The organism is Sphingobacterium haloxyli, assembly GCF_002980525.1.
GTDB classification, from domain to species: domain Bacteria; phylum Bacteroidota; class Bacteroidia; order Sphingobacteriales; family Sphingobacteriaceae; genus Sphingobacterium; species Sphingobacterium haloxyli.
Window position 1 is genome coordinate 195,103 of the sequence record NZ_PVBQ01000003.1, and the last position, 18,476, is coordinate 213,578.

Here is an 18,476-nt window from a genome sequence, read left to right on the forward strand (position 1 = left end):
AACATACGAACTGTAGGTGTTTGGAGTCATTGTACAGAGACGAAACTTGACCTTGAAGTCGCAAATTGCCACTTCAAGGTCATCTTGGAGTCTGGGCGTTTTCGTATATAAGACCTTCCGATTTCAGCTCTTGCCAAAAACCAACCGGTATTTCAGATTTCCAGGATTTCACATTGCTTTTAACCTGATCGGTTGAACTTACGCCGGGAATAATAGCTACAAACTCCTCACTTGCCAGTACAAAATGTATTGCTGCGGTAATGATGTCGGTATCATATTTCTTAGCAATTTCCTCGATTTTATTCCGTTTTTCGGTCATTCCTTTCGGGATTACGTCTTTGTAATTGTAGCGGTCTCTCCCAGCAATAAATCCGGAATTATAACCTGCCCCAGAAACCAATTTTACGCCTGCTTTTTTAACGGCAGGAAGCAGGCGGTCCACCGCGTCTTCATGTTCTAATATGGAGTATTGCGTAGCCGACAGACAGATGTCAGGATCGGCAGCTTCTATACAATCTAAGATCGGTTCGATCTTATTCACGCCCATTCCCCAAGCTTTAATCACTCCTTCATCACGGAGTTTTGATAACACTTTAAAAGCACCTTCTTTGGCTTGTTTCATGTAATAATCATAGCGATCGCCCACCTGATCCTCCGATAAATCGTGGATGTAAACAATATCAATATAATCGAGCTGAGTGCGTTCTAGACTGTCTTCAATGGATTTTTTTACCGCATCGGCTGTGTACATATGTTTGAAATCAAAACTCAGCGGATTTCTCCACATCGTTGGCGGCACTTCCGATTCGGGAACCGGCGTAAACAAACGCCCGACTTTGGTAGAGAAAACAAAATCTTCACGGTTTTTGTTCTTCAGAAATTCGCCAAACCTTCTTTCACTTTTCGTGAGCCCATACCAAGGTGAAGTATCGTAATGGCGGATACCCAGATCCCAAGCTTCCTGCAAAATTTTCTGTGACTGATCGTCGGTAATATCTTCGAACGCCGTGCCGATCGGTACCCCACCAAGACCTAGTTCGTGTTCTTTTTTTAAAACTATATGGCTCATTTTTTATATTTTTAATTTACTGCTGACTTGGGTTTTTGTTTATCAGATTAACAATAAATATCAGGAACTGTTTAAAAATTCGATAAAAGTTCTTGCCAGTTAAGTAACCCCGAACTAACTTTACAGTTTTGAAAGACGTGTTAAGAGTTCGCCTCCGTACATGCTTTCAAATAATCGGTCAGCGTCGTAGGGAGTTTAATGATATTGTTCGGATATTCTGGAACGGCTAGATTGTCAATAACAGCTTGTGTCATGTCCGCTAGATTACGTGCCGCGTTAACTGTAAAACCAACCGACAACAGAGTTTCCTGCCATTTGTCTCTTTTGATGGATTGCACAGTTACATCCTTGTTAAGCACCTTCGAAAAGGTATCGGCCACGTCCCTTGAACTGTATTTTTCTTCTCCGGTAAGTTCATAGATTTTTCGCTTTTCCGAAGATGATGTGTCTGTTATTACTTTAGCTGCGAATTTAGCTAAGTCGATCGGTGAATGCATCTCTATTCGTAACTCCTCAGGAAAAAAAGTTGGTAAGACACCGTGTTGATCAACGGTTTCCATATAGGCCAACCAATTACTGAAATAATAAGAAGGCCTGATATAAACCCGCTCTATATCCAGCTCGTCCAGTCCCTGTTCTAAAATCCGCGACATCAGAATGTTGCCGGTTTCGCCGTTGATATGTGCTCCTACACAGGACAGAGCGACGACTTTTTTAATTCCGGTCGCTTGGATAGCGGCCTTATAATTTTCGACAATACGTTTGGTATCCCCGATGACGTCGTTGGACATCGGATTTTCGGGTGTCAAAACAAATGCAGTAGTTCCGCCTTGAAACGCTTTCATCAGTTTTTCAACATCGAATAGGTCGACTTCCCGGGATTCAACGGTTTTATCAGAAAGTTTTTGGAGATTTCTGACCAGCGCCATAACTGGGACGTTCTGCTGTTTTAATTCTTGGATGAGATATGAGCCTACCTGTCCTGTGGCTCCTACAATGATGTTCATATATTTTTAGTTTTGCGAGTAAGAAAGTCTGTTATTACGTTATCCATTTTATTTTAAATATATGAAACAAAGATAAAAGCGGCTAGTGACAGCAGTATGTCAGGGGTGGTACTCCTCTGTTTTAAAAGCTACAAAGGAAGCGAAGCAGAGGTTTTTATGCAAAACATCCGTTTTCTTAAAACCAACTTTCTCCAATAAATTTAACTGATACATCAAACTACGCGGTGTATCCTCCCGATCGATATAGGCAAAAACGTGATCTCTATAGTCCTCATCCCTCAAACCTGTCAAATACTCCCCATAAAGTTCTTGATAGATATATTGCTGTAATGCTGTATCAGACTGGCGAACCAAGTCGAATATCCAAATGCTACCGCCCTCTTTTAACAATCCAAAGAATTTGTTAAACACTGTTTCCCAATCGTTATCATCTCGCAAATGATGTAGCACAGCCGTTGCAATAATAACATCAAACTTTTCCGTGCCGAAATCAATCGACCTAAAATCACCTTTACGGACATCAACCTTCCCCTGTGTCACTGCTCCAACTCTCTCTAATGCCTTATCTAACATGGGTTGGCTCAAATCGACTAACGTGACGTCAATATCTGTTTTTTTCTGTGATAATTTTACCGAATAATTACCAGCACCACAACCAATATCCAATACAGACTTAAGTGTGGGATGATGACGGACTATACCTTCTGTTATGAGCTCCATATTAAATGTTGCATCCAAGGTTGTTTGTTGACCCGTTTCCAGTTTAGAAAACCGTTCCACATCATTATCAAAGCGTTCCTCAATTTCTTTTATCGTAGATTTCATAAATTCAATTTTTTTCGAGTAGTAGTAATGATTAATAAATTTAAGCCAAATATCCTAGATTTCAAACCGGCGATCTTTGTCCTTTAAGCGAGCAAATCCTTAATATATGGTTGTGGGCCGTGTTAAAAATATACACGGGCAATGAATTAAAGTCTGACGCGATATAGTCGTGAAGTTGTTCTCTTTAGAATATTCAACCGTTTACAGAAAATATTGTCATTTGAACAATATTCAGAAGGAATATATTTTATAAATTTGATGAAAATAACCGTATCGAGAAGCCGTTGTATTGAACTATCACGAAGAAACGAATGGGGTATAAAAAAATAAAACCTTACAAAGAACTAGAACCCTTTATTCATTTCTATTGGGAACTGAAAGGAACCGAAATGGAAACACAGTGGGAGAGGGTTTTTCCAGATGGTTGCGCTGGCGTGGTGATGAATATAGGAGAAAGTTGTGTGACGGATAACGGCTCGGTTTTAATGCAGTTCGGGAAGACCTATGTAGTTGGTGCAATGACCTCATTTAAAGATAGCTTCATTGATATGAGCACACATTTAATAGGGGTATGCCTCAAACCGGCGACTTTCGCTAATTTCTATAGTTTTGCTTCACAAAATGAGTTGACCAACGACACTGTTCAACTTGAAAAATCCAATTCATTTAACATTGATAAAATATTTGATAGTCCATTCAATTATTTTGACTATTTCTTTTCAGAGAGGATAAAAAGCAAAAACAACCAACTGCGCTCAGTGCTCAGCGATATACATTCAGTAAACGGAACAGTCAGCATTTGCGAGTTGGCAAAAAGAAATTGTACGACCGTAAGACAACTGGAACGGGATTTTAAAAAGCTCATCGGATTATCCCCGAAAGAATACGCAAATATTATTCGTTTTCAGTATGCCCTGCGTCTAATCAAAAATTCAAATCAAAATCGGAGTTTAGCAGATATTGCATTTGAATGTGGCTATTATGACCATTCGCATCTTAGCAACGAAATCAAGCGAAATACAGGACTTTCACCATCATTGCTTTAATTTGTCGCATTTTTACAAAGCGCAAGTAATAGTTTAAAAGTAGATTTGCAGAAGTAATTAAATTCAAAACAAATGCGAAAACTATCACTTTTCATAGCCATGAGCTTAGATGGCTATATTGCGAAACCAAATGACGATTTAAGCTTTTTGAAAGTTGTAGAAAAAGAAGGGGAAGACTATGGTTATAGAGAATTTACATCCCAAATCGATACCATAATTATTGGAAGAAGAACCTACGATTACGTAGTAAAAGAAATAGGAGCATCTCATTACGACAACGGACAAAGAGATATCTATGTCATAACAAAAACCGAAAGACCGCAGGTAGGTAGAACGATTTTCTATTCAGGAAATTTAACCGAACTGGTTGATCGTCTGAAATCTGAAAGCGGTAAGCATATCTATTGTGATGGCGGTGCAGAAGTAATCAATGAGCTATTGAAGCACGACTTAATAGACGAGTTGATAATCTCGGTTATCCCCGTTTTGTTAGGTAGTGGAACAAGACTTTTTAAAGACGGAAGACCTGAGCAAACACTAGAATTCGTTAAAGCAAAAACATTTGAAACCGGATTGATGCAGCTACAGTACAAACGAAAAAAGTAAACAGCGAACCAACTGGCGGAAAAACAGTGCAACCCATAGGAGAGGTCTGCTGTGGTATCGGAAGCGAGCCTTATGAGCTGCATGACAACATCGAGCAGCCAGCCTGCTGTGTGGCCCAACCCGGGCGTATCTTAAAGAATTCATCATGATTTTTTGAATACGGATCTTTAAGAGCATGCTGTAATTTTAAAAAGAGGTTGTTTTCGCCTCTTTGTAATTCTTCTATGGCCGTATGAAGCAGGTAATTCCTTAAAATAAACCTAGGATTGGCTTTTCGCATCCGCAGTAGGCTGTCCTCCCTTGTGCAGCTGTTCGCTCTTAAACGCGCTTGGTAGTTTGTGACGAACGCGTAAAGTTGGGTGACATCCGTTGGTTCAGGATCGCCATACAGACTGCTTCGAAAGAAGTTAAGCATGTCCTCCTCTGTGGCTAGATCTGTCGGCAGATCAATCAGTAGCTGATAAAATATCGTCATATCCGGCTGGATAGCTGTCAATACTTTCGTTAGTTCGCCCACGAGCTTTACGTCATCCTCGTTGTTTATACCGTCCATACCCAGCTTATTTGCCATCATCGCGTAGTACTTACTCCAATAAAAGTCTTCATATCTTCTCAGTTGGCTTTCTAATTGCCCCGTGTCAGAAATCATTGGTACTAAAGCATTCGCCAGCCGGCTCAGATTCCAGTAAGCTATATTCGCTTGCTTACCGAAAGCATACCGTTTGCCTGGCAAGTCGGTGGTATTCGGCGTAAAATCCGGGTCGTAGTTGTCTAGAAAAGAGTAAGGCCCATAGTCAATCGTCAGACCAAGCACAGACATATTATCGGTGTTCATCACCCCATGGACAAAACCTACCCTCAGCCACTCAACAATCATGGTTGCTGTACGTTCCACTACTTCTCCAAACCAGTGGAGTACCTTTTCGTCACCTTCAATATGCGGATAGAAGCGCTCGATCGTCCAGTTCACCAGCTGCGTGAGGTTATCGATCTCGTTCCTAGCGGCAAGCATTTCAAAGTTTCCGAAACGTAAAAAGCTTGGTGCTGTACGCATCACAATGGCGCCAGGCTCATCCGCAGGACGCCCATCATAAAACATGTCGCGCGTCACCATGTCACCCGTGGTAACGAGCGCTAATGCCCGCGTAGTAGGGATATTCAAGTAATGCATCGCTTCACTCATCAGGTATTCGCGTACCGATGAGCGTAAAACTGCCCTGCCATCGGCTCTCCGCGAATACGCGGTGGGGCCCGCGCCCTTCAACTGTAGCTCCGAAGTATTTCCATGGTGGCTCTCCCATTCGCCTAGCGTGATCGCCCGACCGTCACCAAGCTGCCCTGCCCAGTTGCCAAATTGATGGCCCGCATAGCAGGCTGCATAGGGGTACATCGTCGGGGTGACAAGGTTGCCGCCTAGAATTTGTATGTCGTCCGGATTAGGTTTCGCAATTCCCAAGCTATCTGCTAGCTCGGCGGACCACGCGACAAGTTCGGGTTTTCGTACAGGTGTAGGTCTTGCCTTGCTGTATAAAACTCCTGGCGTTTGACGAGGGTGCAGATCACCACTGTCATCCCCTGGGAACGTGTCCACAAAATCCCTTTTGAACCGCTTAGAACTTAAATTTTCCATATCGTACTACGTTAAATGTCTAGAAAGCATTCTTGTTCAGCCTTCTATATTCAAAAAGTTCAGCAATCTGGGTAATTTCTTCCCGATCGAAGAAGCCCAAAGACTGAAAGTAAGCAGCTATCATAGAAATCAAACTTAGCTAAATTGCGCTAACAACGCAACATGAAACTAGTCGAAAATCAAAAAAGCAACAGAAAACCAGTTATCTTGCGCTTAAATATTGAATCACACTAATTCGCAGTATTCATTCCGTCTATAAGGCTTTCAATCAGATCTTGCGCATTATGGTATTTTAAAAGCGGTGCCGCCTGCCCATCCCAAAAAGATTTCAGCTCAGGGTTTACTTCTGTGTTGGTAGGATAGGACCCTAGCTTACCGACGATCTGTCCCTGTAAGGCATATGGCGCAAAAGAGTCTTGAAGCGCCCTTAATTCTTCCGTTAGCCTATTTTTAATACCCCTTGAACATCTGCCGGTAGATTTTTATTTGTAAAGCAACGAATCTCCCGTTTTTTGCATGCACCTGCACAGAAATGCCGAGTAGATAGAAATACTGGTTTTCCGTTATTGTCATAAGCCTTTTATCTATATTACTTTGTATTATTAATACATTGGTAAGAGATGGAAGGTAGAGAATTTTAAACGTAAGCTATATTTGTTATGAAAAATGTCAATATGTCGTTTCTATTATCAGTTGCACTTTTTTTTAATATGACGGGATGTTCGAAGAATGATGGCTCCGCAGCGCTCCCGGTAGATGAAGAATTCAGCGGCATATTGTTATATGATTCAGGAGAACATACCTACAAACTAGATCTGAGCTCCAAGGTTCGAAGTATATATTTCGACCGAAACACGTATTCCCTAAACGGTTGGGATGTCAGTTGGGATGCAAGTATCAGGCTTGAGTCGGAAATTGTTGCCGGAGAATTCGACGACATTAAGTTTAAACTCATCAATACAGCCGACAACAGTGTAGTTAAAGAGTTTGTTTATGATAGCCCAAACGGCGAAGACCGCCAAATCAGCGGTTTGCTATCTCCGGATAAGTCCCTAATCCTAATACAGCCCGATTTTGAGCATGGTATCGTTATTATTGACACTGAAGGTCAAGTAAAGCATCACTTGCCTAAGGTAAATAACACCAAACTTACACTTGGAGACGAGGTGATATGGTCGTCAAATAATAGCATCCTATTTACGTTTGAAGAGTTTATACTTAGAAGTGATCCTCCATATACATCGATAACGACTGTTAAGGAATTAAACTATTCGGACTGGGGCAATATCCATACAAGTGCCGATGGAAGCAAAATATCGCTCCGTATCGATAAGCACATTTACTTAATGAATGCCGACGGAACAGATCTGGTACAGGTGACGGAAAGCGACCGTGAAGAACGAGAAGCAGTTTTTTCGCCAGATGGGCGCTACCTCTTGGTGGCAGCCGATTATTATCCAAGCACTTTTCATCCCGGAAGATGGGATCTCAATATTATACCTGCGGATGGCAGCAAGTACAAAGTAGGGAAAAGCCGTGGGAACGGTGTTCTTGAGATTCGTCGAAGCGATTCCAAAAATGTGGAAACAGCATCGAATCAGATGTTATGGCGATAATCCATTCTTTGCATTTTCACGATCTTTATATCCAACGTCCATTATATTGCTGTATCTTTGCGGCTGTTTTTTTAAATAGACTCATATCGTGATAGACGTAAATAATATCTCCGTATCCTTCGGTGGAACAACCCTTTTCAGTGATGTATCGTTTTCCATCAATGAAAATGACAAGATCGCCCTGATGGGAAAGAATGGTGCAGGAAAATCCACCTTATTAAAGATCATTGCCGGCGTAGGGAAACCCACTACCGGCCATATCAGCGGACCGAAGGAAGCGGTGATCGCTTACCTTCCTCAGCACCTGTTGACGGAGGATAACATGACGGTTTTTGAGGAGACCTCTAAAGCTTTTGACGAAGTCTACCGGATGCGTGATGAACTTGAAGCGCTCAACGAACAACTGAACATCCGTACCGATTATGACTCGGACGAGTACATGAAATTAATCGAGCAGGTTTCCGAGCTGAGCGAAAAGTTCTATTCCATCGAAGAGACCAACTATGATGCAGAAGTTGAAAAAGTATTAAAAGGCTTGGGTTTCGAACGGCGGGATTTTAGCCGCCAGACAGCTGAGTTTTCAGGTGGATGGCGCATGCGTATCGAACTCGCCAAAATTCTGTTAAAAAAACCCGATTTAATACTTCTTGATGAGCCTACCAACCACATGGATATAGAAAGTATTGAGTGGCTAGAGGGTTTTCTGGTCAATTCGGCCAAAGCGGTTATCGTTATCTCCCATGACCGCGCGTTTGTCGATAATATCACCAACCGTACAATCGAGGTAACGATGGGGCGTATATACGACTATAAAGCAAAATACTCGCACTACCTGCAGTTGCGTCAAGAACGACGCCAGCACCAATTGAAGGCTTACGAAGAACAACAACGTTTTATTGCCGATACGCAAGAATTTATAGACCGTTTTAAAGGTACTTATTCCAAAACATTGCAGGTGCAATCCCGCGTTAAGATGTTGGAAAAGCTGGACATCATCGAAGTAGACGAGGTAGATACCTCTGCTCTACGTCTAAAATTCCCGCCATCTCCGCGTTCGGGACAATATCCTGTTATCGTTGAAGAACTTACCAAAGCCTATGGAGAGCACGTCGTGTTCGAAAAAGCCTCGATGGTTATCGAACGAGGCGAGAAAGTAGCTTTCGTCGGTAGAAATGGAGAAGGGAAATCAACCATGATTAAAGCGATCATGGGTGAGATTGATTACGAAGGATCTCTCAAAGTGGGGCATAATGCCCAAATTGGATATTTTGCCCAAAATCAGGCCTCATTGCTGGACGAAGAACTTACTGTGTTCGAAACCATCGACCAAATTGCCGTAGGCGACGTACGTGTCAAAATCAAAGATCTCTTGGGGGCATTCATGTTTAGCGGCGACGATACGACCAAAAAGGTGAAAGTACTCTCCGGAGGAGAAAAAACACGTCTGGCCATGATCAAGCTATTGTTAGAGCCCGTGAATGTACTCATCCTCGATGAACCTACCAACCACCTGGATATGAAAACCAAAGATATTATTAAAGATGCCCTACAAGAATTTGATGGTACGCTGATTTTGGTGTCGCACGATAGAGACTTCCTCGATGGATTGGCAACGAAAGTCTTTGAGTTTGGCAACAAGCGTGTGAGAGAACACTTCACAGATATCAAGGGCTTCTTGGAATATAAGAAAATGAACAACCTTAATGATATAGAAAGGGTGGGATAGCAAGCTGGCGCAAGTCAAAGAGCTCGACGACCATTTTCAACGACCCCTTATGGGTGTTGGCGATCTAAAAGATAAATTCATTCATTATTACAAGGTATAAAAATATACTATATCAATTATAATTAGTATGTTTGTATACTTAGTTGATTGTGTTATGAATTATACTTTGATTAAAGATATAGTCGATTTGGTTGCGGAATTTGAAGATCAAAATACCGGTTTGAATAAGTCGGCAGTTACTATCGATGATTTCAAAAAGTGGATTATTATAAATTATGATGCCCAGAACTTAACTACCGAGCCCAATTGGGAAGGGAAAGAGAGCGGTCGAAGCCCAGAAAGTGTTATAAATACGCTAATCGTGCATATGAACCGCTACGCTAAAAGCTATTCAAGATCGGCAATTTTCGGCTCCGATTTTTCTTCGCAGGAAGATTTTATTTATCTCATCAATCTAAAAGCCTTTGGCGAGATGACAAAAATGGATCTGATAAAAAGGAACGTCCACGAAAAACCTGTCGGAATACAGATTATCAATCGCTTAATTTCAAAAGGATGGGTAAACCAAGCAGCTTCGGAGATAGATAAAAGAAGTAAGGTTTTGAAAATTACTGACAAAGGTATTCAGGTTTTGGACAAGCAAATGGATAAAATCAGAAAAGCAACTAAAATTGTCACAGGAGATTTAACCAAAAATGAGAAAATGGAGCTAATCCGCTTGCTCAATAAGCTCAATGACTTTCATAAGCCGATTTACGACAAACACATAGAACCCGAGTATTTGTTGGAAAAAGCCTTAAAGAATACAAAATTATGAAAAAGAAAATAGCTGTTATCGGTTCGGGGTTTTCGGGTCTATCGGCTGCTGCTTATCTGGCAAAAGCAGGAAATGAAGTACACGTTTTCGAAAAACACGACCAGCCAGGCGGCCGAGCAAGGCAATTTACTACCGAACAAGGTTACGTGTTTGATATGGGGCCCAGTTGGTATTGGATGCCTGATATTATAGAGCGTTTCTTTGCCGATTTCGGTTGTAACGCGGCTGATTTCTTTGAGTTGGTCTCTTTAAATCCACAGTTTGAGATGATTTTTTCTGATGAGAAAATTGATGTGCCTGAAAATTTAGCAGAATTAAAAACCGTCTTTGAAAAAATCGAAAACGGTGCAGCATTGCAACTGGAAAAATTTATGCAATCGGCAAAATTCAAATATGAAATCGGAATGAAAGATTTTGTGAATAAACCTTGCCATAACTGGGTGGAATTTATTTCTCCCAAAATAGCGAAAAGCGCCTTAAAGTTGGATCTGCTGACCAGCTTCAGTACTTATGTTGCCCGATATTTTAAAAGTCAAAAGTTAAGAACGCTGATGGAATTTCCCGTGATTTTCTTGGGCGCCTCTCCCAAAAATATTCCGGCAATGTACAGCCTGATGAACTACGGAGGGTATGCTTTGGGCACGCATTATCCTTTGGGTGGCTTTTATCAACTGGTGCTGGCCATGAAAAGTGTAGCCGAAAAGCAAGGTGCAAATTTTCATTTTAATAAAACCGTCGAACGCATTATTACACAACACGGCGTGGTGAAATGCTTAATTATCAATGGCGAAAACTATGAATTTGACGCCGTTATTGCTTCTTCGGATTATCACCATACCGAAACACTTTTAGATGCAGCGTATAGAAATTATAGTGAGGCCTATTGGAAGAAAAAAACATTTGCACCATCGAGCCTCATTTTCTATTTGGGTATCAATGAAGTCATTCCCAATCTGAAACACCATACGCTTTTCTTTGAGAATGAATTGGATGGACATATTGACTGTATCTATAAAGAAAAGAAGTGGCCGGAAAAACCTTTGTTTTACGCTTGTTGTTCTTCAAAAACTGACGGTAGCGTTGCTCCCGAAGGAAAAGAAAATTTGTTTTTGCTGATGCCTTTGGCTATCGGAATAAACGATGAGGAATGTATCAGAGAAAAGTACTTAACAGAAATGCTTTCAAGAATCGAAAAGTACACAGGCATAAGCGATTTACAGTCTAAAATTGAGTACAAAAGAAGTTATTGCATCAGCGATTTTATGACTGATTACAATGCGTATGGCGGAAATGCTTACGGACTGGCAAACACGCTTGATCAAACTGCCGTTTTGAAACCTAAAATCAGCAATAAAAAATTGAAAAACTTATTCTACACAGGTCAGCTTACGGTTCCGGGACCTGGCGTTCCGCCGTCAATCATATCGGGAAAAATTGTAGCCAACGAAGTAAACAAAATAAAAAACTGAGTAATATGAAACAGCTATTTGACGAACTTTCTTACTCGGTAAGTAAGATGACCACCCAAAAATACAGCACAAGTTTTTCTTTGGGTATTTTGGCGCTAAATCCCGCTATTCGTACGGCTATCTATGCAATTTACGGTTATGTGCGGCTGGCAGACGAAATCGTGGACAGCTTTCACGATTATGATAAAAGCAAACTGCTGAATCGTTTGAAAATTGAAACTGAAAACGCTTTATCAGAAAAAATTTCACTGAATCCTATTTTACAGTCCTTTCAGGGAACGGTGCATAAGTACGCTATTCCCAAAAGCCTGATTGACCAGTTTTTGCACAGTATGGAAATGGATTTACAGCCGATAGATTACAATTGTGAATTGTACAAAGAGTATATTTTCGGTTCGGCAGAAGTGGTTGGCTTAATGTGTTTGCAGGTTTTTACCAATGGAAATAAAGAGAAATACGAAGAGCTGAAACCTTATGCCATGAAGCTGGGTTCGGCTTTTCAGAAAATCAATTTTTTGAGAGATTTGAAAGATGATTATCAGATTTTGGGCCGCACTTATTTTCCGAATATTGATATGGACGTATTTGACAATGCCGTGAAATGCGAAATTGAAACAGAAATTGAAGAAGAATTTAAAGAAGCTCTAGTCGGTATTAAAAGGCTCCCAAGTTCTTCCACCTTTGGGGTGTATCTGGCTTATAAATATTATTGGGCTTTATTTCAAAAAATAAAACGAAAATCATCAATGGAGATACTGAATAGTAGGGTACGTATTCCCAATTCCGAAAAAGCATATGTAGCGTTCAAAAGTTATGTAAGGTATAAAACGGCTTTTTTGTAAGGCTTTATAACAACAATTTTAAATAATTTCGGCATGAATGTATTAATCACATTGCTCACATTTATAACGATGGAAGGAGCAACTTGGATTATCCACAAATATGTGATGCATGGCTTTCTGTGGTTTCTGCACAAAGACCACCACGATCATAGTAATGAGGGCATTTTTGAAAAGAATGATTATTTCTTTGTGATATTTGCCTTACCAACGATTGCCTTGATGTATTTTGGCTCGTTAAAAGAGTTTAATTATTTATTCTATATCGGCTTGGGCATTATGCTGTACGGAATGGCCTATTTTTTTGTACACGATATCTTTATTCATCAACGACTTAGATATTTCACAAACAGCAGAAACCCTTATTTCTTGGCGCTTCGGAGGGCCCATAAGCAACATCATAAGCATATAGGAAAAGAAGATGGCGAATGTTTCGGATTTCTGTACGTGCCTTTCAAATATTTCAGGATGTTTTTTAAAACCGCTAAAAGATGAAAGCATATACGTACGCATTGATATTATTGTTCACAGTCATCATTTGCCTCATCGCATCTTTTGACAAGCGGATACGGTTTAACCGCTATTTCGGAACATTTCTGAAATCGGCAATTTTGGTGGCCATTCCGTTCATCGCTTGGGATATCTGGTTTACAGCAAGGGGAGTTTGGTGGTTTAATACCGATTATACGCTCGGAATAGTCATCGCCGGATTACCGCTAGAAGAATGGCTGTTTTTCATCTGTATTCCCTTTTCCTGCGTGTTTACTTATTTCTGTTTTGATAAATTTTTCAAGTTGGATTGGCTTTCGGGAATGAATAACTTGATAGTATTTGTGAGCGTAATTGTGTGTTCGGTGATGGCTCTACTGCATCACGATAAAATTTATACACTGGTAACAGCTATAGCCACGATAGTCACCTTGATTTATCTGCATTTTATTGTCCGTGCACACTGGATTGGCAAGGCATCACTCGTTTTTACGGTGTTGATGCTAGGTTTCTTTCCTGTAAATGGCGTCTTGACAGGAACAGGATTGGAAACGCCTATCGTGAATTACAATCCGGATTGTTTTCTTGGGATACGAATGCTCACGATACCCGTAGAAGATGCCGTATACGGCTATACACAATTTCTTTTAGTGCTGTATTTTTTTAAACGATTTAGCCATTCTTTCGATGAAAATAAAAAATACAAAGGCAGCTATGAACTTTGATGTGGACAAATATTGAAAGGATAATCCAGTTTGAATGAAAAGTAAAGTTTCCGTTTTTTGGTTTCGCAGAGATTTGCGCTTAGAAGACAATGCCGGTTTATCACAGGCGTTAGCTTCGGAATATCCTGTTTTGCCAATTTTTATTTTCGATACGAGTATTTTGAAAAACGTTGAGGATAAGAAAGATCGAAGAGTGGATTACATTCATCAGGCACTCACAAAAATAAATACAGAACTAAGATCGTCAAATACAAGGCTGAATACATTCTACGGAAATCCGGCAGAAATTTTCAACATGCTTTCTGAAAAATATGCTGTTCAATCCATTTTTTGTAATCGGGATTACGAACCCCAAGCCATTAAAAGAGATACTGAAATTTATCATTTTTTCAAAGAACAGAGCATTCCTTTTAGCGCATTCAAAGACCAAGCAATTTTTGATAAAAGCGACTTGCTGAAAAATGATGGAACGCCTTATACGGTTTATACGCCATATGCCAAAAAATGGAAAGAACGATTAACAGAAGACCATTGTAAGCCATATCAGATGGATTTTACAAATTTCCTAAAGCAAGATTTTAAAGAGATTCACTCTTTAAAAGAAATTGGATTTGAAAAAACGAATGTGACTTTTGAAACGCCCAAACTGGACGCTTCGATAATTGATGAATACGGAAAATATCGTGATTATCCCGCATTGCAACGAACTACCCAGCTAGGTATTGCTTTGCGTTTTGGTACAATTAGCATTCGGAAATGTGTTGCTTTTGCTTTGGAGCATAATCAAATTTGGTTGAGCGAGCTAATATGGCGTGAGTTTTTTATGCAGATATTGTATCATTTCCCCAAAGTGGTCAATCAAGCCTTCAAAACTAAATATGACGCAATCCAGTGGCGAAATGATGAGCAGGAATTTGAACAATGGTGTGCGGGAAAAACGGGCTATCCGATCGTCGATGCAGGAATGCGGCAACTGAACGAGACAGGCTATATGCACAATCGTGTTCGGATGATTACAGCGAGCTTTTTGTGCAAACATTTATTGATAGACTGGCGATGGGGGGAGGCTTATTTTGCTCAAAAACTCAATGATTACGATTTGTCAGCCAATAATGGGAACTGGCAATGGGCGGCAGGTTCGGGCTGTGACGCCGCCCCGTATTTCCGGGTTTTTAATCCGACTACACAGACCGAAAAATTCGATAAAGATTTAGCATACATCAAGAAATGGGTTCCTGAATTTGGTGCCGAAAATTATCCCAAACCTATGGTTGAACATAGCGTCGCGCGGGAAAGAGCTTTGAAAGTATATAAAGATGCTGTAAAAGAAAATACGTAAATATGGAAAGAAATAAAGTCGTCCTCGTAGATATAGAAGATAATGCCATCGGCGAGATGGAAAAGCTGCTTGCTCATCAGCAAGGGGAGCTCCACAGGGCATTTTCGGTGTTTATTTTTAATGACGAGGGAGCGTTGCTTTTGCAAAAAAGAGCGGCCCATAAGTATCACGGTGGTGGTTTGTGGACCAATACCTGTTGTTCCCATCCACAATGGAGTGAGGATATAACGATGAGTGCCATGGAGCGGTTGGATTATGAAATGGGCATAAAGTGTGACTTGAAACTGGTTTATTCTTTTATATACAATGAGCCTGTTGAAAACAATTTAATCGAGCACGAGCTGGACTATGTTTTTATAGGGCAAACGAACCAAAATCCGGTTTTAAATAAAAATGAAGCTTCGGATTATAAATGGATGAAAACCACTGAAATTCTATCGGATATAAATGAGAATCCATCGCATTATACCGTGTGGTTCAGGCAGGCTTTTCCGGAATTACTTTCAAAAATAGAACCGTGAAAAAGATACTTATAGCTGGGATCAACGAACGTGCGTATGCGAAATTTTGGAGTTTTTTATATCCAAGCTCCGTTATATTGCTGTATCTTTGCGGCTGTTTTTTAAATAGACACATATCGTGATAGACGTAAATAATATCTCTGTATCCTTTGGTGGAACGACCCTTTTCAGTGACGTGTCGTTTTCCATCAATGAAAATGACAAGATAGCCCTGATGGGAAAGAATGGTGCAGGAAAATCCACCTTATTAAAGATCATTGCCGGCGTAGGGAAACCCACTACCGGCCATATCAGCGGACCGAAGGAAGCGGTGATCGCTTACCTTCCTCAGCACCTGTTGACGGAGGATAACATGACGGTTTTTGAGGAGACCTCTAAAGCTTTTGACGAAGTCTACCGGATGCGTGACGAACTTGAAGCGCTCAACGAACAACTGAACATCCGTACCGATTATGACTCGGACGAGTACATGAAATTAATCGAGCAGGTTTCCGAGCTGAGCGAAAAGTTCTATTCTATCGAAGAGACCAACTATGATGCAGAAGTTGAAAAAGTATTAAAAGGCTTGGGTTTCGAACGGCGGGATTTTAGCCGCCAGACAGCTGAGTTTTCAGGTGGATGGCGCATGCGTATCGAACTCGCCAAAATTCTGTTAAAAAAACCCGATTTAATACTTCTTGATGAGCCTACCAACCACATGGATATAGAAAGTATTGAGTGGCTAGAGGGTTTTCTGGTCAATTCGGCCAAAGCGGTTATCGTTATCTCCCATGACCGCGCATTTGTTGATAATATCACCAACCGTACAATCGAGGTAACGATGGGGCGTATATACGACTATAAAGCAAAATACTCTCACTACCTGCAGTTGCGTCAAGAACGACGCCAGCACCAATTGAAGGCTTACGAAGAACAACAACGTTTTATTGCCGATACGCAAGAATTTATAGATCGTTTTAAAGGTACTTATTCCAAAACATTGCAGGTGCAGTCCCGCGTTAAGATGTTGGAAAAACTGGACATCATCGAAGTAGACGAGGTAGATACCTCTGCGCTACGTCTAAAATTCCCGCCGTCTCCGCGTTCGGGACAATATCCTGTTATCGTTGAAGAACTTACCAAAGCCTATGGAGAGCACGTCGTGTTCGAAAAAGCCTCAATGGTTATCGAACGAGGAGAGAAAGTAGCTTTCGTCGGTAGAAATGGAGAAGGTAAATCAACAATGATTAAAGCGATCATGGGTGAGATTGATTACGAAGGCTCTCTCAAAGTGGGACATAATGCCCAAATCGGATATTTTGCCCAAAATCAGGCCTCGTTGCTGGACCAAGAACTTACCGTGTTCGAAACCATCGACCAAATTGCCGTAGGCGACGTACGTGTCAAAATCAAAGATCTCCTGGGTGCATTCATGTTTAGCGGCGACGATACGACCAAAAAGGTGAAAGTACTCTCCGGAGGAGAAAAAACACGTTTGGCTATGATCAAGCTATTGTTAGAACCCGTAAATGTGCTCATCCTCGATGAGCCTACCAATCACTTGGATATGAAAACCAAAGATATCATTAAAGATGCCCTGCAAGAATTTGATGGCACGCTGATTTTGGTGTCGCACGATAGAGACTTCCTCGATGGATTGGCAACCAAAGTTTTCGAGTTTGGCAACAAGCGTGTCAGAGAACACTTTACAGATATCAAGGGCTTCTTGGAATATAAGAAAATGAGCAACCTTAATGATATAGAAAGGGTGGGATAGCAATAAAAATTCCCAGATAGGCACCCTTACTACGGTTGCCACGGGCTTCGTCATAGCAGTTGTTGGGTAAGCCTTAGCCTGTCAATTGAATGACTTCCGGAATTCCAAAGGAGAAACATTCATTTTGTTTCTGAAAAGTTTGCTGAATGACTGTGGATACTCAAAACCCAATAGATAGGCAATTTCGCCAACAGATAGCTCTGTGGTTGTCAAGATGTCCTTTGCTTTTTCTATCAGTTTTTCGTGAATGATTTGTTGCGTGGTTTGCCCTGTGAGTCGTTTCAGACAATCACTCAGGTACTTGGGAGATACATTTAATTGTGAAGCTAAATAAGCCGGGCTTGGTAATTTTTGTTCGTTTGCACTGAGGAAATAGCTGTTCAATATTTTTTCCACTTCATTTAATAGGCCACTGTGCTGCGTCTTACGGGTAATGAACTGGCGCTTGTAATAACGGTTAAAGTGTGTTAACAATAAATCTATGGCGGAAATCATTACATCCTGACTAAAATCATCGATGGGCGACCGGTATTCACTTTCTATTTGTTCAAAAATGGTTTCTATGGATTTTTGCTCATCTTCGGACAGTATTAACGCTTCATTTATTTTATAATCAAAAAATCCATAGGTCTTGATTTTTTGACTTATAGAATAGGTTCTCAAAAAATCAGGGTGGATATTGATTAGCCAACCCGCTGTTGCAAAGACAAAATCTTTATCAATAATACTTACTTGCTTGGGAGCGAAACAGGAAATAATACCTTCATCAAAATCAAATTGGGTTTGCCCGTACTGCATTTTGCAGGGGCATTCTGTCTTTAGGGTGATTTGATAAAAATCACTGATCAGCTTGGTGCGTTTTACGTTTTCTAATTTGGGTAAATCTTCAAAACGGTAAATGCTGAACTGTGGATGCTTTGGCTTGGAAATACCAACAACCTGATGCAATTCAGAAATGGTTTTGAAATGAATTGTATATGTATCGGAATTCATAGC

Annotated in this window: 17 protein-coding genes; 12 read left to right on the top strand and 5 right to left on the bottom strand. The window is 40.7% G+C overall.

Going from position 1 to position 18,476, the window contains the following annotated elements:
* Nucleotides 1-79: 79 nt before the first annotated feature.
* The 3 genes from C5745_RS04590 to C5745_RS04600 all read right to left on the bottom strand — a co-directional run bounded on the left by C5745_RS04590 (nucleotide 80) and on the right by C5745_RS04600 (nucleotide 2,901).
* The gene (locus C5745_RS04590; RefSeq protein WP_105715804.1) at nucleotides 80-1,069 is read right to left on the bottom strand and encodes an aldo/keto reductase; all 990 of its coding nucleotides are present in this window, start codon (nucleotides 1,067-1,069) and stop codon (nucleotides 80-82) included.
* 140 nt (nucleotides 1,070-1,209) lie between these two features.
* Nucleotides 1,210-2,076 (bottom strand): NmrA family NAD(P)-binding protein, encoded by an 867-nt coding sequence (locus C5745_RS04595; RefSeq protein WP_105715805.1) that lies wholly within the window; start codon nucleotides 2,074-2,076, stop codon nucleotides 1,210-1,212.
* A 99-nt stretch (nucleotides 2,077-2,175) separates the two neighbouring features.
* Nucleotides 2,176-2,901, bottom strand: a complete 726-nt coding sequence (locus tag C5745_RS04600) for a class I SAM-dependent methyltransferase (protein WP_243403250.1) — start codon at nucleotides 2,899-2,901, stop codon at nucleotides 2,176-2,178.
* Between the two features lie 311 nt (nucleotides 2,902-3,212).
* On the opposite strand from C5745_RS04600, the gene C5745_RS04605 reads away from it, so the two are divergent.
* Both C5745_RS04605 and C5745_RS04610 read left to right on the top strand, forming a co-directional pair.
* Nucleotides 3,213-3,947: a helix-turn-helix domain-containing protein gene (locus tag C5745_RS04605; RefSeq protein WP_105715807.1), complete on the top strand. Its 735-nt coding sequence runs from the start codon at nucleotides 3,213-3,215 to the stop codon at nucleotides 3,945-3,947.
* 72 nt (nucleotides 3,948-4,019) lie between these two features.
* Nucleotides 4,020-4,553 carry a dihydrofolate reductase family protein gene (locus tag C5745_RS04610; RefSeq protein WP_105715808.1) on the top strand — a complete coding sequence of 178 codons (534 nt, stop codon included), beginning with the start codon at nucleotides 4,020-4,022 and terminating at the stop codon, nucleotides 4,551-4,553.
* 70 nt (nucleotides 4,554-4,623) lie between these two features.
* Here C5745_RS04610 and C5745_RS04615 read toward each other — a convergent pair whose 3' ends face one another.
* Nucleotides 4,624-6,183, bottom strand: a complete 1,560-nt coding sequence (locus C5745_RS04615; protein ID WP_105715809.1) for a protein adenylyltransferase SelO — start codon at nucleotides 6,181-6,183, stop codon at nucleotides 4,624-4,626.
* A 659-nt stretch (nucleotides 6,184-6,842) separates the two neighbouring features.
* On the opposite strand from C5745_RS04615, the gene C5745_RS04620 reads away from it, so the two are divergent.
* From C5745_RS04620 to C5745_RS04665, 10 genes are all read left to right on the top strand, one after another.
* Nucleotides 6,843-7,799: a TolB family protein gene (locus C5745_RS04620; RefSeq protein ID WP_105715810.1), complete on the top strand. Its 957-nt coding sequence runs from the start codon at nucleotides 6,843-6,845 to the stop codon at nucleotides 7,797-7,799.
* An 88-nt stretch (nucleotides 7,800-7,887) separates the two neighbouring features.
* The gene (locus tag C5745_RS04625) at nucleotides 7,888-9,525 is read left to right on the top strand and encodes an ABC-F family ATP-binding cassette domain-containing protein (RefSeq protein ID WP_105715811.1); all 1,638 of its coding nucleotides are present in this window, start codon (nucleotides 7,888-7,890) and stop codon (nucleotides 9,523-9,525) included.
* A gap of 154 nt (nucleotides 9,526-9,679) precedes the next feature.
* Nucleotides 9,680-10,342 carry a MarR family winged helix-turn-helix transcriptional regulator gene (locus tag C5745_RS04630; RefSeq protein WP_105715812.1) on the top strand — a complete coding sequence of 221 codons (663 nt, stop codon included), beginning with the start codon at nucleotides 9,680-9,682 and terminating at the stop codon, nucleotides 10,340-10,342.
* The gene (locus C5745_RS04635) at nucleotides 10,339-11,811 is read left to right on the top strand and encodes a phytoene desaturase family protein (protein ID WP_105715813.1); all 1,473 of its coding nucleotides are present in this window, start codon (nucleotides 10,339-10,341) and stop codon (nucleotides 11,809-11,811) included. Before C5745_RS04630 ends, C5745_RS04635 begins: the two co-directional genes overlap by 4 nt.
* 5 nt (nucleotides 11,812-11,816) lie before the next feature.
* A complete protein-coding gene (locus C5745_RS04640) occupies nucleotides 11,817-12,653 on the top strand; it encodes a phytoene/squalene synthase family protein (RefSeq protein WP_105715814.1) in 837 nt (278 codons plus the stop codon).
* A gap of 33 nt (nucleotides 12,654-12,686) precedes the next feature.
* Nucleotides 12,687-13,145, top strand: coding sequence for a sterol desaturase family protein (locus C5745_RS04645; RefSeq protein ID WP_105715815.1), 459 nt, complete (start codon nucleotides 12,687-12,689; stop codon nucleotides 13,143-13,145).
* A complete protein-coding gene (locus C5745_RS04650; protein ID WP_105715816.1) occupies nucleotides 13,142-13,864 on the top strand; it encodes a lycopene cyclase domain-containing protein in 723 nt (240 codons plus the stop codon). The genes C5745_RS04645 and C5745_RS04650 overlap by 4 nt, the downstream gene beginning before the upstream one ends.
* Nucleotides 13,865-13,898: 34 nt before the next feature.
* Nucleotides 13,899-15,203: a cryptochrome/photolyase family protein gene (locus tag C5745_RS04655; protein ID WP_105715817.1), complete on the top strand. Its 1,305-nt coding sequence runs from the start codon at nucleotides 13,899-13,901 to the stop codon at nucleotides 15,201-15,203.
* Nucleotides 15,204-15,205: 2 nt separating this feature from the next.
* Nucleotides 15,206-15,724, top strand: a complete 519-nt coding sequence (gene idi / locus C5745_RS04660; protein ID WP_105715818.1) for an isopentenyl-diphosphate Delta-isomerase — start codon at nucleotides 15,206-15,208, stop codon at nucleotides 15,722-15,724.
* A gap of 118 nt (nucleotides 15,725-15,842) precedes the next feature.
* Nucleotides 15,843-17,480 carry an ABC-F family ATP-binding cassette domain-containing protein gene (locus C5745_RS04665; protein WP_105715819.1) on the top strand — a complete coding sequence of 546 codons (1,638 nt, stop codon included), beginning with the start codon at nucleotides 15,843-15,845 and terminating at the stop codon, nucleotides 17,478-17,480.
* A gap of 81 nt (nucleotides 17,481-17,561) precedes the next feature.
* Here C5745_RS04665 and C5745_RS04670 read toward each other — a convergent pair whose 3' ends face one another.
* Complete coding sequence (locus C5745_RS04670; protein ID WP_105716029.1) at nucleotides 17,562-18,473, bottom strand: helix-turn-helix domain-containing protein; 912 nt, start codon at nucleotides 18,471-18,473, stop codon at nucleotides 17,562-17,564.
* Between the last annotated feature and the right edge of the window lie 3 nt (nucleotides 18,474-18,476).